The following is a 14,401-nucleotide window of genomic DNA, read 5'->3' as shown; positions in this document are numbered from 1 at the left end:
CAGCGATCGGTTTGATCGGCTGGAAATCGCTCCCGGAAGCGTGGCGACGGACAGGTGGCCGAGTGGTTTAAGGCAGCGGTCTTGAAAACCGCCGTGGGTTCACGCTCACCGTGGGTTCGAATCCCACCCTGTCCGCCATTTCAGTCCCATAGTGGGCACGCCGATTCCCGCCGATTTCCCGCTAGAGACCGAAGTGAGGGTGCGGAGCAGTTCGCCCTTCGATCCCATGATGCGGACATGGCTCTCCCCGACCTCGACGCGCTGGGCGAAGGCGCGCAGATGATCCCGCCGATAGCCGCCACCGTCCTGACGTAGACGCTTGCGAGCGGCGGTCGCGAACTTGCGGAGCGCCGCCGGGGTGACGGCCATGCTGCCGGAGCTTTCGAGCTGGGCCTGAGCGCGCTCGGAATCGGCCTGCGCCTGATCGCGCAGCGCCCGGAGTGCCACGACGCGCTCCTTCAGCGCCGGATCGTTCAGATCGGCCACGCCTGATTCGATCGCCTCATAGAGCCGCTTCAGCCGAAGCTCGGTCTCGGCCGCACGGCGGTTCAACTCGGCGATATGCTCGCGGCGGCGATCGGCCCGCTCTTCGCGCCGGTCGAGGATCGAGGCCAGGATGTCCTCCAGCCGCTCGGGCTGGAGCAGCCGGTTCTCGATATGGTCGCAGACGATGGCGTCGAGCTGTGGCATCGGGATCGAGCGGCCGGAGCAGCCGGTCTCGCCCTGCCGCGCCTTGATCGAGCAGGTGTAGTAGCGATAGCGTCCGCCCTTGCCGGTGCGGATGGTCATGGCCCCACCGCACTTCTCGCAAAAGCAGATGCCCGTCAGCAGGGTCGGCCCGCTGACCACCCGCGGCGGCGTGACCTTCGGATTGCGGATGCGCAGATGCTCCTGCACCGCGTCGAACGTCTCCTGATCGATCAGGCGCGGCACCGGCACCACGACGATCTCGCTGACCGGCTTCAACTCCTTGGACTTGGAGCGCTTGTTGAACTCGTGCTCGCCGATATAGGTGCGCCGGGTCAGTATGCGGTGAAGCTGGCCGATGCCCCAGCGCCCGCCGTCGCGCGTGAAAATGCGGTTGCGGTTGAGATAGTTGACGATGGCCTTGACGCCCATCGGCCCGGAGCCGCCTTCGCCCTGGAGCGCCAGCCGATAGATCAGTCGCACGGTGTCGGCGTGCAGCGGGTCGATCTCCAGCTTTTTCTTGGTCTTGGCGCCACGCTGCTCGGCGGCGATGATGCGATAGCCGATCGGCGGCAGCGCGCCGTTCCAGAAGCCCTGACGGGCATTCTCCTTCAGGGCGCGCATGACGTGCTTGGCGTTCTCCTTCGACTGATATTCGTCGAACAGCGCCATGATCTGCCGCATCATGACGTGCATCGGATCGTCGCCGATCTCCTGCGTGATCGAGACCAGCTTGACGCCGTTCTTCGCCAGCTTGCGGACGTAGAACTCCAGCTCGAAATGATCGCGGAAGAAACGCGAGAAGCTGTGAACCACGACGACATCGAACGGCGCGGGCTTCGACGTGCCCGCTTCGATCATCTGCTGGAAGGCCGGTCGGCGGTCGTTGGTCGCGGTCGCACCCGGCTCGACGAAGGTTTCGACGAGCTGGTAGCCGCGTGATACGCAATAGGCTTCGCCCTGCCGCTTCTGGTCCGGGATCGACACGTCATGTTCGGCCTGCCGCGCCGTCGAGACGCGCAGATAGAGGGCGGCGCGGGTGGCGACCAAGGGAGCTTCTTTATTCATGGATGGTCTCCTTCGGACGTGAGGATTTGCGGCGTGGGCTGGCGAGCGCCAGTTCCAGCATGACGCGATCATGGACGAGTTTGGGGGCGAGTTTCTTGCCGCTGCGCTCCATGCGGATCAGGCCATAGCCGACCATTGCTTTCAGCGTGCGGGAGAGATTGGATTTGGCGCGGCCCGTCAGCTCGGCCAGGGCGTCGAGCGACTCCGGCTCCTCTTCGGCGATGAGGCGCAGCATCTCGCGATTGGGCGCGGACAGCACCTTGGAAAAGGATTCCGTCGAGATGAACCAGATCTTCGGATCATCGGGCGACGGCTTTTCCTCGCCGCGCGCGATGCGCAGCGTGCGGGCCTTCATCTCCCCGGTATCGGCGATGCCGACCTTCAGCGTGGTCATGGCGTAGAAGCCTCCGTCGTGGCGCTTGCCGACCGGACGAAGGCGCCAGATGGCGAAGCGGATATTCGCCATTTCAGTTATCATAGTAAAATAATTTAATCAAGGAAAATCGCCTGCCGTTGAGGGGAGACGGATCAGGCGGACTTGCCGAACAGTTCATCCAAGATGTCACCGAACCACGCCTCGAACAGGTCGATTTCGGCCTCCGTCACCGGCACGCGCTCGGGCCAGTCGTCGGAGACCGTCCAGTGGGTGAGCGACGGATCGACCGGCCGGCTTTTGACTGATGCGGGAGGCGCGGCCTCTCCTTCGGCTTCGTCTATATAGTCGTAGAGGTCGTCGGGCAGAATGCCGGGGGCGGCACGCGCCTGACGCCGGGTCTTATGATCTTGGCGCCGAGACATGAACTCACCATCCGGTTCGATAGGCAGGCGTCGGTTCCCCCGATCGGAAGGCGCGGCAAAGCGCCGCCCGATGATCCTGCCGATGGTGGCGTGGGTTTGAAGTCAGCATGTTCCGATACCTCGTTCGTGGTTCACGATCGCAATGATGCCGCTCTCATCAAAAAGGCCGCCATGCCGAGGGGGAGCGGCATGGCGGCCTTCCCGATGACACCGGGGCGGCTCCGGCGTCATCGGTAGCGGTGGCTCAGCGGCTGGCGGTGAGCGTGTTGACGGCCTGGTTGCCGATGGCGGTGGCGGTGAGGCTGTTGCCGGCGATCGTGACCAGGCCGGCATTGACGCCGCCGGTCATGGACGCGCCGAAGTGACCGACGACGGTGGCCGAGACCGGACCACGATTGACCTGCACATTGCTGACCAGGGCGACCGGCTGACCATTTCCATTGACGGTCGCGCCGTTCAGCGCGGCATTGCCATAGGCGGACGCAGAGCCGGTATTGTCGGTGGCGCCGATCCGGCTGTCGTTGGTGCAGCCGCAGTTGAGCGCGACGCCTGCGCCGGCAACAGTCTTCGCCGTGACCGCGCCAGTGTTCACCTGTCGGTTGGAGAGCACTGAACCGGCGATCGGCAGGGAGACGGACGCCCGCGCCAGCATCGGCACCTCGCCGCCGCCCGGATAGTCGCCATTACCGACACCACCGGAGACGGTCATGCGATTCTCCGCGACATTGCCGCGCGCCAGCGATGCGGCGCTGTTACCCTCGATGCCGATAGCCGACCCATAGGCTCCGCTGCCGGCGACGCCGAACGCCGCCTTGGTCGTCGAACGGACCTCGGCATCGTTGCTCTGGCGGTTATCGAGCACGGTGCGCCCGCCGGAAACACTCGCTGCCGTCGCCGTCAGGCTGTTGAGCGCCCGGTTGGCGGTCGCCTCGGAGGCGGTGCTGTTGCTCTCAACGGTCGCGCGCGACGAGGCAATGGGCGATCCGGCGTTGCCGACGCCGATCCGGCTGGATGCGCTGGTCGTGACCTGGCCGGCTGCACGCTGGCGGCTGCCGAGCTGCACATCGCCGGACAGGCCGACCGTTTCGACCGTCAGACCATTCGAGGCATCGTTCATGCGGGCGAGCGCGGTGTTGGCGTTGTCCGACAGGGTAACGCTCGATCCGCCGATCTCGCCGGGAACCGCAACGGTCATGCGGGACGTAGCCTTCACCGCGCCGTTACCAGTCTGGCGATTGGACAGGACGGCGAACGGCGTCGGCTCATAGGTGCCACCGCCCTCGGCCCGCACGGTCTTCGCGGTCAGCGTGGTCGTAGCGGCATTACCCGCAACTTCCGCCGACTGGCGGTTGCCGGAGATGGTGAGCGCGGAATCACTCGCCGACGCCCAGCCAGTGGAAACGCCATAGCGGCCATCGGCGGTGGCGGTCGTCGGGATCGGCTGACCTTCGCTGCTCCATGCCTGTTCGAGTTTCTGGTGATTGGCGGCGGTATATTGGCCCTGAAGCTCGGAAGCGCCGGCGGCGCTGCCGATCAGCGTGGCGAGCATCGCGACGGCGGTGCCGGCGAGAAGCCCGCGCGCACGGTGGGAATGGATACTGGTCATCATGGTCTCCTTGGGTTGTGGCCCGGAATTGGGCCGTGGGGGAACGGAAGGTGTGCTGAGGCCGCCAGTCAGGGCAGTGACTGGCCGGGATCGCGGCGATGGGTCGTGACAGCAGCAATCCGATCGCCGGTCAGGCGTGGACGCTGCTCGGGCGGACGCGAGGCGAGGCAGGTTTCGGGATCGGATTTGAGGACGGTCCCGACGAGGCGCAGGGTCACTTCTTCGAGCGTCGTGCGGATGCCGAGTTGAAGGGGTTCCTGACCCTTGGCGCCGATGTTGATGTCGAAGAGGTTGGAGCCGAAGAAGCGGAAGGTGCCGGCGCCGATCTCGTAGCCGGTATATTGCTTGGTCAGACTGACGGTCTTCACGACGATCAGTGAGCGGGTGTCGACGATGCGCAGATCGACCGCGACCGATTGCGTGAACACCCGCGCCTTCGGCCCGACGCCGTTGACGCCGATCTCGGCGCCGCCGGAATGGAGGTCGTAATTGACTTCGGTGATGCCGCCGACGATGAAATAATCAGAGCCGATCAGCGAGCCGCCGAAATACGGCAGCCACTTCACCGGCCCGCCAGGCTGGCCGGGAACGCTATGTTGTTCACCGTCGCCGAGCTGGCGCTTGTCCATCCACAGCAGCTCGCGTTCGGCGACAGACGGATCGAAGCGTTCGGCAAGACGGATACGGTCGCCGAGCTTGCCGAGCGCCGATGTGACCATCAGTGCGCCGCCCTGCGTGACCGCATTGCCCTCCAGATTGGAGAATTTGCCGGTATAGTCTCGGATGTCAACGGCGGAGTAAAAGTCGGCCATTGGGCGGCGCAAAATCAGGCCGGGTGATCCGTGTGCTGGCGAGCGCCGCGAGGGCGTAGCCCGAGTGGGGGTCGCCAACACACGGATGGTCTTTTCTGTCAGGGGTTGGAGCGTGCCTTGCGCGCCTGGCTTTGGGCCAGACGATAGCTCTCTCCGTTCATCTCGAGTATGGAGACGTGGTGGGTAAGCCGGTCGAGGAGCGCGCCTGTCAGGCGCTCGGAGCCGAACGTTTCGGTCCACTCGTCGAACGGCAAGTTGCTGGTGATCAGCGTCGAGCCGCGCTCGTAACGCTGCGAGATCAGCTCGAACAGCAGTTCCGCGCCGGTTTTCGAGAGCGGCACGAACCCCAGTTCATCGATGATGAGGAGCTTGTATCCGGCCATTTGCTTGTGGAGGCGCAGAAGGCGGCGTTCGTCGCGTGCCTCCATCATCGCGCTGACCAGCGCGGACGCGGTGGTGAAGCCGACCGTCAGGCCCTTCTGGCAGGCGGCAAGGCCGAGGCCGATCGCCACATGGGTCTTGCCGGTTCCCGAGGGACCAAGGGCTATGACGTTCTCGCGGCGGTTGATCCAGTCGCAGCGTGCCAGTTCCAGCACCTGCATCTTGTTGAGCTTGGGGATCGCGGCAAAGTCGAAGCTGTCGAGGCTCTTGGCGGCCGGGAACTTCGCAGCCTTGATCCGGCGCTCGACCATCCGGCGTTCCCGGTCGATCAGCTCCAGGTCGACAAGCCGGGCAAGGTAGCGGACGTGATCTGCGCCCTCGGCCGCGCATCGCCGGGCCAGCTTGTCATGCTCGCGCAGGAAGGTTGGTAGCTTGAGCGTCTTGAGGTGGCTGGCCAGTAACAGCTCGGGGGACGGACTGCTCATGCCGCATCCTTCGCATCGCCCGAGAGCAACTGCATGTAGGAGCGCGCCGATGTCGTCTCCACCCTGGCTCTGGGCAGATAGGGATAGATCGCCATGTCCAATCGGGGTGGTCGGCGCTCCACCCGGCACAGCAGGAGATGCTTCACGGCATCAAAGCCGATCGCCCCGATATCGAGAGCCTGCTTTACGGCCGCATGCAGATCGGCAAGCGTGAAGCTCTCCAGCAGACGCAGCACCTGCACATACTCGCGCCGACCATGCTTGCCCATACGAGCTTCCATGAGGCGGCGCAGCGTTGCAAACGCTTCGGGCAGGTGCCAGCCTTGCAGGGGCGCTGCCTGATCGAGCGCATTGATCTTCTGTTCGATCAGGGGAAGGTAATGGATGGGATCGAAGATCACGTCCTCGCGCTCGTAGCTGCGCACATGACGGGCAATGACCTCGCCCCGGCAGCCGATCACCACCTCGCCGACATAGCCCCGGATCCATACCTCCTGATGGCCGAAGCGCACCGGCACCGAGTAATCATTGGTCCGGTAACGCACCAGCGCCTGCGACGAGACCTGGCCGCTGGTCTGGTCACAAGCCTCGAACGGGGCAGCCGGCAGTTCCTGCATCGCCGCCAGATCGCGCTTCAGCCTCTCGCCGATCGTCTCGCTCTCGCCCCGCAGCCGGTCGTTCTGACGCTTGCGGCATTGCTCCTCGAGCCACAGGTTGAACGCCTCCCACGTCGCGAACCGGGGGATCGGCACCATGAAGTTGCGGCGAGCATAACCGACCAGCCCTTCAACACTGCCTTTGTCGTTCCCCCTGCCGGGACGGCCGTAACGATCGCGGATCAGGTAATGCGACAGGAAGCCGCTGAACAGCCGGGCGCGCTGCCTCGTGCCGTCGGGCAGGATCTTCGAGACCAGGCAGCGGTCGTTATCGTAGACGATCGACAGCGGCACCGCGCCGAAAAACGCGAAGGCGTGCACGTGGCCGTCCATCCATGCCTCGGCAACGGCAGCGGGATAGGCGCGCACGTAGCAGGCGTCGCTGTGCGGTAGATCGAGCACGAAGAAATGCGCCTTCTGCACAACACCGCCGATCTCGACCATGGCCTCACCAAAATCTGCCTGGGCATGGCCGGGCGCATGCGCCAGCGGCACGAACATCTCCCGGCTGCGCTGCTCGCGCTGTCGGATGTAATCCTTGATGATCGTGTAGCCGCCGGTGAAACCGTGCTCTTCGCGAAGGCGGTCAAATACCCGCTTCGCCGTATGACGCTGCTTGCGCGGAACCTGACGGTCACCATCAAGCCATGCATCGATGATCGGAACGAACGCTTCCAGCTTGGGCCGCCGCACCGCCGCCGTCCGGCGGTAACCGGGGGGCTCCGAATACGACAGCATCTTGCGGACCGTGTCGCGCGATACGTTGAAATGCTTCGCCGCCTCACGCTGGCTCATGCCGCCCGCGCAAGCAAGACGCACCTTCAGGTAAAGATCCACGGTATATATCTCCACGCCCTCCCTGCTCGCGCAAAGAAGGCAAAGTGGACGACTTTTACGCCGCCCGCAGCAGCACTTCGCCGCCGCCACCGTGGTCTAATTTTGCACCGCCGTTCTCAGGTGGCGTCGATCAGGCGCGGGAAGTCCTCCGCGACCGTGTAGACGCCTTCGATAATCTGATCCTGAATGCGGCCCGTGTGGGGCACGCGAACTTCCTCGAACCGCTCGCCCGCGATCATGCTGTTTGTGCAAACGAAGCGGAGCATTCCAGCAAACATCTGGTAGCTGGACGTTCCGTCATGCGAATTGACGATGATGACTTCCGCCGCCTCCGGCTTGCCGATGCCGTCATCGCGGCGCAGGCGCAGCATGTGCTTGGCATGGCCGACACGGTTCCCATCACGCGGAACCGCCTGCACGGCGAAGAACGGGAACCATCCTTCCCGGCGCAACCCCTCCAGAATCTCGATGGTAGGGACATAGACGTACCGCTCCGACCGGCTGTCATGGGCTTCGCGGGCGAACACGGATGGGACGTGGCGAAACAGGGCTTCATTGTCGAGGGCTTCACGCCCGCTGATCTGATGCGAATTGCGGCCGAACCGGGTGGCAAGGGTATGATAGCTCATGGTCTTGATCCTCTTGGGCTTGGGGTTCAGAGCAGCGAAGCGCGGCTCCTGAACCCTTGCCCGTCGGCGAGACCGGGGGGTGTAAGGCGCAAGGGCGGCCGGGTCGGAGGGGGATCACCCGGCCTGCACGGAACGAGGAACGACGTGGAGGAAGGCTGGGGATACCGTCCCGGCCGAGCGTCAGCGATCCCTTGCGCCGCGCCAGGGGGCAGCGCCCCCAAGCCACCCGTCCGGCATGAGCGCCAGCGGGCGCCGGGCATGAAGATCGGATCAGGATGTGCAAAGCCGCCGAATCTAAAATCCGCATATCCTGATTGCCGTATTCTCTTGAAGGCGCAGACAAGTATGACGAAGCCCCGCTACTCAGGCGGGGCTTCGGAGGTGTCCGGGCTCAGTCTGCGCTGCGGCGGGACCAGATGAGGTTGTGAACCTCGCCGCCTTCGTCCTCGACCAGGCTGGCGTAGATCGGGGCTGGAAAGCTCGAATCGTCCAGCTTGACCGAGAGATAGTCGCGGCCGGTTTCGCGGGCGGTCTTCTTCCAGGCCGCGCCGAACTCGGTGGTGCCAGCGAAGATGCGATAGTCGGGACCGCGCTCGCTTTCGCCTGCCGCCGGGGCGAACTTGGCCTTGACGTTGAGGGTCAGGGTCTTGACCGTGCCGGTGATGTCGCCGTTCGCTGTCTTGGTGAAGGTGCCGATGGTCGCCATTGTCGTGTCTCCGTTGCTCGGGCCGCGCCTATCGCGTCCTCGATGGCGGTCGTGAGACCGGAGGCGATCAGCCCGCACCCACAGGGCCGGAATGAAATGGAGGGCAGTCGACGACGGCTTTTTTGCTTCGCGATGCAAAGCGTGCTCGCACGCGGCGGAAAAAAGCCGGTGACGGACGTTGCGGGAGGATGGTCGAGGCGGAGCCGGTCTTCGGTCAGACCCATGCCTTTCGAGGACGCCGTAGGTGCGCCCCTTCAGGACGGCAGAGAAACGATGATACGATCTAGCACTACTTTGGCAGAATTTTAGAGCTGAACCAGCGGCGGCAGTGCGGACATCGTGTTGATGGTTGCTCTTCGAAGGCCGTGATGATGGTCGCGCGGACCGCTGGCAAGGTCGGCTGAGGCGGCGGGCCCTGGATTCTTTTTTTCCCGCTTCGCCTGCTTGAGGCGCCGGGATTGAAGGAAGGCATAGGCGATCATGGTCATGAGTGCGTGCCGGTGCAGCCCCGTCCATGATCGTCCCTCGAAGTGATCGAGGCCGAGTTCCTCCTTCAGTTGCTGATGCGCCTGCTCGCAGATCCAGCGTGCCTTGATGGCGCCGGCCAAGCGCTTGAGCGACGTGTCGGCGGGCAGGTTCGAGAGGTAATATTTGTGCTCTCCATTCGAGCGGTGTTCGCCGATCAGCCAGGCCTCTTCTCCCGGCAGATGCTGCTGTCCCATGTCACCGATCCTCTGGGGCGGCCCGTCTGCCACCCTGATCCGCATGGCGGCGAAGCGAGCCTTCAGCGGTCCCTTGGTGCCACGCCGCCAGCTCAGCGTGCGCCAGGGCGCCGTCGCCAGCATCTTCTCCGCCGATATCGACTTCGCATCGGGCACATGGTTCTTCCGCGGGCGGCCACGCCCGGAAACGGGGAAGACGAGAGCCACGTCGACCGGATAGACTTTCTGGCGTGCTCCTATGCCGACGGCCCAGGTGAGGCCACGCTCGCTCAAACCCTGCCGGAATGGCGCGGAGAGGCCATAACCGGCATCAGCCAGCACGCAGCCGAAGCGCAGGCCGGCCGTGCGCGCCCGATCGATCTCGGCGAGCGCGATCTCGGGCTTGGTCCGATAGCCTGCGTGATCGTTCGGCACGCCGGCTCGGGCCAGTCGCGCGGGATCGCTCGTCCAGCTCTCGGGCAGAAACAGCCGCAAGCCCACCATGACCGGAACTTCGCCGGAAGCCAGCGTCAGCGACACCAAGGTCTGGCAGTTGGCGTTCTTGCCCAGGGCCGAGGCGTATTGCGGCGCGACGCCGACCGAGCGCTCGCCCTTGTTCGGCAAAGCCGTGTCATCGACGATCAGCCAGGCCTCGCTGCCGCCGACCATCCGATCCGCCTCGGTGAGAAGAGCCTTCTCCAACGGTGCCGCGTCCCAAACACCGCCGGCGATGAAGTGATGAAGCTGGTCGTAGCCGACGCCACCATCGCGCGCCGCCATCGGCTGGACGCTCTTGCGATCACCGGCACCAATCAGCCCCGCCACATAGGCCGGACACATCCGCGCTCGCACCTTGTGCCGCAGAGCATCGAGAAAGGGCGTAAGCCAGCCCTCGAGATCAGACTTCCAGCGCTCGTCCATGGCCGGCCCTCCAGAAAGCCGACCACCCATGAATCACGCAATCCGCGCCGCGGGAATCTGGAGGGTTCTGTGAGGTCGCGGGGCGCAACGCGGGCGTCCTGGCGCTGTGTGCGCGACCTCATTGAAGCCGGATTGAACGAACCCGCTGACGCGCGCGCTGTGCTATGGATATTGTTGTTCGCGGGTGGGTCCGGGCATGACCTCGAGGCTCTGCACGTGTTCGCCGACATGTTCACCGCGGGGAATAATCCGGCCTGTGTATCGGCCCGGAAGCGTCGATTTGCGTGGTTGCGGCGCGCTTGGTGGGGGCCGACGCCGCGCCCAAGATTGGCGTGGGCGCGCGTCATCGTCGCATCGATGAGCAATGTCGCCGCGATGCCGGAGTGGTCGATCAGAGCCGCGAAGCATGCTCATGATGTGTTGGGCCATCGCCGCGCTCGGGCGAAGGTCGCGGTGATTTGCAAGCTGCCACCACAGCATGGGCAGACGCTGGGATCGAAGGGATGCCGCTGCGTTCGAGGCTTGGCAGGTACCGCGGGTTCGCCTGGCGTGTCGGCGAGTAGATGCCGGATCTGCGCGAGCCTGGCACGGCGGATGCCGTTGGCGAGGAAACCGTAATGCCGGATGCGGTGAAATCCGTCGGGCAAGCAGTGGAGCAGGAAGCGGCGAATGAACTCGTGGGCCTCAAGGGTCATGTCGCGCGATGCGTTGCCGTGGCGATAATCCTTCCAGCGGAAGGTCACGCTGGTGTCGTCGGCGCGCACCAGTCGGCTGTTGGCGATGGCGACGCGGTGGGTGTAGCGGCCAAGATAGGCCAGCACGTGCGCGGGCGAGCCGAATGGCGGCTTGGCATAGGTGATCCAGCGCTTCCTGCGCAGCGCGCGGATCGTCTCGGCAAAGCATCCGGCATCGTGGAGTGACGCCAGGTTGCCGAAGAACTGCAACTGCCCGGCAGCATGGGCGGTCAGCAGCCGTTCGATGAACACCCTGCGGAACAGCTTGGAGAGAACATGGACGGGCAGGAAGAAGCTGCGCCGGCACGATCTCCAGCGAGAGCTACCGTCGGCAAGCACGCCGCCGGGGACAAGGCAATGAATATGGGGGTGATGGGTCAGCGTCTGCCCCCAAGTGTGCAGGATACCGATAAAGCCAAGCTCGCCGCCCAGACGATGCCGAGGATCGGCGGCGATGGTCTTGAGCGTCGCGGCGACGGCTTCAAACAGGATGCCATAGAGCAGCCGCTTGTTCTGGTAGGCGATCGCAGCGACCTCGCCGGGCACGGTGAATACGACATGGAAATAGGGAACGGGCAGAAGGTCGGCTTCGCGATCGGCAAGCCACTGGTCGCGGGCGGCGCCTTGGCACTTGGGACAATGCCGGTTGCGGCAGGAGTTGTAGGCGACCCGGCTATGTGCGCAGTCATCGCAGGTCTCGACGTGCCCACCGAGCGCCGCCGTCCGGCACAACTGGATCGCGGACATGACGCGGCGTTCCACCCGACCGAGGTGGCCGTCGTGAGCCTGAGCATAGGCAGTGCCGTGGCGGCGGAAGATATCCGCCACCTCCAATGTCGAGCGCACGGCGGCGCGTCAGGCGGGCGGCACCACCTCGAGGGTCAAGCGATCAAGCGGGCTCTGCGCCGCAGCGATCGTGGTCGTGGCAACCTGCGTGTAGCGCGCTGTCGTCGACAGGCTGTTATGCCCCAGCAAAACCTGGATGATGCGAATATCGACGCCGCTCTCAAGAAGATGGGTGGCAAAGCTGTGCCGCAACGTGTGCACGCTGACCTTCTTGGTCAAGCCTGCCGCCTTGGCGGCGGATCGGCACGCCGAATGCAGAACGGTAACGTTGATCGGCCCGTCTTCCCGTCCCGGGAAAAGCCAGTCCGTTGGCCGCGTCAGGCGCCAATAGGTGCGCAGGATATCGAGCAGTTGGGCCGACAGCATCACCGTGCGATCCTTGGCGCCCTTGCCATGCCGCACCTGGAGAAGCATCCGGTCGCTGTCGATATCGCCGACCTTGAGGCTCACGACCTCCGATACGCGAAGTCCGGCGGCATAGGCTGTGGTCAACGCCGCCCGCGCCTTCAACGACGGCACCGCTTCGAGAAAGCGCACCACTTCGTCAGCGCTCAAGATCGCCGGCAGCTTGCGGGGCATCCTCGCATAGGCAATCCGCTCGGGTATCTCGCCCCGGTTCAGCGTCACGCCGTAGAAAAAACGCAGAGCGCACACGGTCTGGTTGAGCGCCGGCCAGGATATCCCCTGTGACACGAGATAGACCTGAAATGCCCGGACATCCTCGAGCCCGAGCCGATCCGGCGAACGTCTGAAATAGCGGCTGAACTTCGTGACGGCGTGCAAGTACGATCGTTGCGTCGCCGGCGACAGGTTGCGCAGCATCATGTCGTCGATCATACGGCGGCGCAGCGGGCTCACCGCTGTCGTGGTGGTATCAGCCATGGGATGGTCTCCTGATCAGGGGTTGGTCTTCAGCAACCAAACCTTCCCATCAGGAGGCCATTCCAGCCAATACGCTCACCCCTCCCGCGTCAGCGGGTTCGTTCAATCCTGAATGTCGATCCGACCTAGGCCCCTGTCACGCGGTGAACCTAGCGATGGCATCCCCGGTATGGCCTGCGCTGTTCCTGAACAAGGCTGTTTGTGTGCTACCGGCGCAGGCGAAGGTTGCGGCCATGCCTCAAGGATTGCGGAGGCCGCCAAGTTTGGAACTGCTGAATTGGGCGTTCCCGTCCGGCTTCACTATCGCACGGCAATGCGAGATGGACCGTCGCTCCAAGCGTGATCCGCTATTGCGGGTGATGGAACCGGGCAACGCCCGCAAATCCTGAGTCCGCCGCCCTGGACACCGCGGCAAGACACCGTTCCCCGTTGTTGCGGGGCTTCACGCGATCCGCCGCTGCTTCTTGCGTTAGTGATCGAAGCCGAATGGCGGAAACGCGCTCCTGGACGTGGTTCCGGCGCAGCCGAGAGCGCGGCCCGAAGGGCAACGCCCAAACCCGTTCAGTGGGAAACATCTTCCTGATCGAGTCAGGCCGGAAACGCATCCATGAGGATGAACGTCGCCTTCTGTCGCTGGTGCGCATTGATGAGCGGGACCAGCCGCGTGAAATGCTCGGTCCTGCAATGGGCGTCCAGTGCCGCCCGATCCGGCCATTCCTCTATGAAGATGAAATGGCCGGGGTCTTTCTGGTCGATGAAGAGGTCATAGGAAATGCAGAGGTCTTCCTGTCGGGTTTTATCGACCAGCTCGCGGTAGAGCGGCAGGACGGTCTCAACGGCTTCCGGCTTGATGAAATCCTCGGCGATGACCTTGAGCATAAGGTGACGCTTCCTTTCGCAATCGGGCGATGCCCTCGTGTTCAGTGCCCGGCCGTCCAAGGGTCGATGATCGGGACACCCGCCGCCTTGAAGGCGCTGGCATCGCGCGTGGCGACTGCAAAGCCATGGGCAGTCGCGATGGCCGCGATGTAACCGTCCGGCGTCGGAAAACCCTTGCCCGCGTTGCGCGCCGCAACGGCGAGGTCGGCATAGCGGCGAGCGGCATCCGTATCGAAGGGAAGGATTCTGCCGTCGAACAGGCCGAGAAGCCCGTCGAGGGTTGCGGCGAGCTTCCGCTTGCGCTGCCCGTCCGGCAGCGCGCCGATGCCGAACAGGAGTTCCGCGACGGTGACGCTGGAGAGATAGAGGGTTTCGGCGGCCTGCTCATCCAGCCAGTCGCGCACGGCGGGCGCCGGTTCCGGCTTCATCGCCTCGGAAACGACATTGGTGTCCAGAACGATCATTCAAAGCTCATAGGCACGGCGGGCGTCCGGTCGCGGCTCTGTTCCAGCGCCTCGAAATCGGCATTGGTCAAGCCTGCCTCCCGGCTCAACGCCGCCATGGCGGAACCGATGCGCAGGCGGTTGGCGGGACGCACCGCCTCTTCCAGAATATCGCGGATTTCGGCCTCGGTGCTGCGACCATGATGGGCCGCGCGCACCTTGAGGGCGCGGTGCGCCTCGTCTGACAGGTTGCGAATGGTGACGGCGGGCATCTGATGGCGTCTCCGGCTAATTGATGGCGACGCCATCACTATAGAATCTTTGCTATCA

13 protein-coding genes, 1 tRNA gene and 2 pseudogenes are annotated in these 14,401 nt (G+C 64.4%); 1 reads left to right on the top strand and 15 read right to left on the bottom strand.

Annotation, left to right across the window (positions count from 1 at the left end; translation table 11 throughout):
- Positions 1 to 48: 48 nt before the first annotated feature.
- Positions 49 to 138 (top strand) — tRNA-Ser (locus LDB29_RS06945).
- On the opposite strand, the gene LDB29_RS06940 is transcribed toward LDB29_RS06945, so the two are convergent.
- The 15 genes and pseudogenes from LDB29_RS06940 to LDB29_RS06870 form a co-directional block, all read right to left on the bottom strand.
- Positions 106 to 1,755 carry a recombinase family protein gene (locus LDB29_RS06940; RefSeq protein WP_257556701.1) on the bottom strand — a complete coding sequence of 550 codons (1,650 nt, stop codon included), beginning with the start codon at positions 1,753 to 1,755 and terminating at the stop codon, positions 106 to 108. The genes LDB29_RS06945 and LDB29_RS06940 overlap by 33 nt on opposite strands.
- A complete protein-coding gene (locus LDB29_RS06935; protein ID WP_235577907.1) occupies positions 1,748 to 2,221 on the bottom strand; it encodes a helix-turn-helix domain-containing protein in 474 nt (157 codons plus the stop codon). Before LDB29_RS06935 ends, LDB29_RS06940 begins: the two co-directional genes overlap by 8 nt.
- Before the next feature lie 62 nt (positions 2,222 to 2,283).
- Positions 2,284 to 2,553, bottom strand: a complete 270-nt coding sequence (locus LDB29_RS06930) for a hypothetical protein (RefSeq protein WP_114229172.1) — start codon at positions 2,551 to 2,553, stop codon at positions 2,284 to 2,286.
- 244 nt (positions 2,554 to 2,797) lie between these two features.
- Positions 2,798 to 4,159 (bottom strand): hypothetical protein, encoded by a 1,362-nt coding sequence (locus tag LDB29_RS06925; protein ID WP_155944427.1) that lies wholly within the window; start codon positions 4,157 to 4,159, stop codon positions 2,798 to 2,800.
- Positions 4,160 to 4,227: 68 nt separating this feature from the next.
- A complete protein-coding gene (locus tag LDB29_RS06920; RefSeq protein WP_257556696.1) occupies positions 4,228 to 4,971 on the bottom strand; it encodes a CsgG/HfaB family protein in 744 nt (247 codons plus the stop codon).
- A 98-nt stretch (positions 4,972 to 5,069) separates the two neighbouring features.
- The gene (gene istB / locus LDB29_RS06915) at positions 5,070 to 5,837 is read right to left on the bottom strand and encodes an IS21-like element helper ATPase IstB (protein WP_257556693.1); all 768 of its coding nucleotides are present in this window, start codon (positions 5,835 to 5,837) and stop codon (positions 5,070 to 5,072) included.
- On the bottom strand, positions 5,834 to 7,330 hold the full coding sequence (istA, locus tag LDB29_RS06910; protein ID WP_082430708.1) for an IS21 family transposase: 1,497 nt from the start codon (positions 7,328 to 7,330) through the stop codon (positions 5,834 to 5,836). Before istA ends, istB begins: the two co-directional genes overlap by 4 nt.
- Positions 7,331 to 7,449: 119 nt before the next feature.
- A pseudogene (locus LDB29_RS06905) lies at positions 7,450 to 7,959 on the bottom strand (DUF932 domain-containing protein); the annotation flags it as partial.
- Positions 7,960 to 8,350: 391 nt separating this feature from the next.
- The gene (locus LDB29_RS06900; RefSeq protein ID WP_056878434.1) at positions 8,351 to 8,665 is read right to left on the bottom strand and encodes a DUF736 domain-containing protein; all 315 of its coding nucleotides are present in this window, start codon (positions 8,663 to 8,665) and stop codon (positions 8,351 to 8,353) included.
- Positions 8,666 to 8,970: 305 nt separating this feature from the next.
- Positions 8,971 to 10,324 (bottom strand): annotated as a pseudogene (locus LDB29_RS06895) (IS701 family transposase).
- A 373-nt stretch (positions 10,325 to 10,697) separates the two neighbouring features.
- Complete coding sequence (locus LDB29_RS06890; RefSeq protein ID WP_056878436.1) at positions 10,698 to 11,867, bottom strand: IS91 family transposase; 1,170 nt, start codon at positions 11,865 to 11,867, stop codon at positions 10,698 to 10,700.
- A 9-nt stretch (positions 11,868 to 11,876) separates the two neighbouring features.
- Positions 11,877 to 12,749, bottom strand: coding sequence for a tyrosine-type recombinase/integrase (locus tag LDB29_RS06885; RefSeq protein WP_056878437.1), 873 nt, complete (start codon positions 12,747 to 12,749; stop codon positions 11,877 to 11,879).
- Between the two features lie 588 nt (positions 12,750 to 13,337).
- The gene (locus LDB29_RS06880) at positions 13,338 to 13,628 is read right to left on the bottom strand and encodes a putative quinol monooxygenase (RefSeq protein WP_056878438.1); all 291 of its coding nucleotides are present in this window, start codon (positions 13,626 to 13,628) and stop codon (positions 13,338 to 13,340) included.
- A gap of 41 nt (positions 13,629 to 13,669) precedes the next feature.
- Positions 13,670 to 14,092 (bottom strand): type II toxin-antitoxin system VapC family toxin, encoded by a 423-nt coding sequence (locus LDB29_RS06875; RefSeq protein WP_056878439.1) that lies wholly within the window; start codon positions 14,090 to 14,092, stop codon positions 13,670 to 13,672.
- The gene (locus LDB29_RS06870; protein WP_056878440.1) at positions 14,089 to 14,343 is read right to left on the bottom strand and encodes a hypothetical protein; all 255 of its coding nucleotides are present in this window, start codon (positions 14,341 to 14,343) and stop codon (positions 14,089 to 14,091) included. Before LDB29_RS06870 ends, LDB29_RS06875 begins: the two co-directional genes overlap by 4 nt.
- Positions 14,344 to 14,401: the final 58 nt, after the last annotated feature.

It is taken from the genome of Sphingobium sp. CFD-2 (genome assembly GCF_024611135.1).
In the GTDB taxonomy this organism is placed as follows: domain Bacteria; phylum Pseudomonadota; class Alphaproteobacteria; order Sphingomonadales; family Sphingomonadaceae; genus Sphingobium; species Sphingobium fuliginis.
Note: the sequence above shows the minus strand (reverse complement) of the source record. Positions and strands in the feature narration are given on the sequence as shown.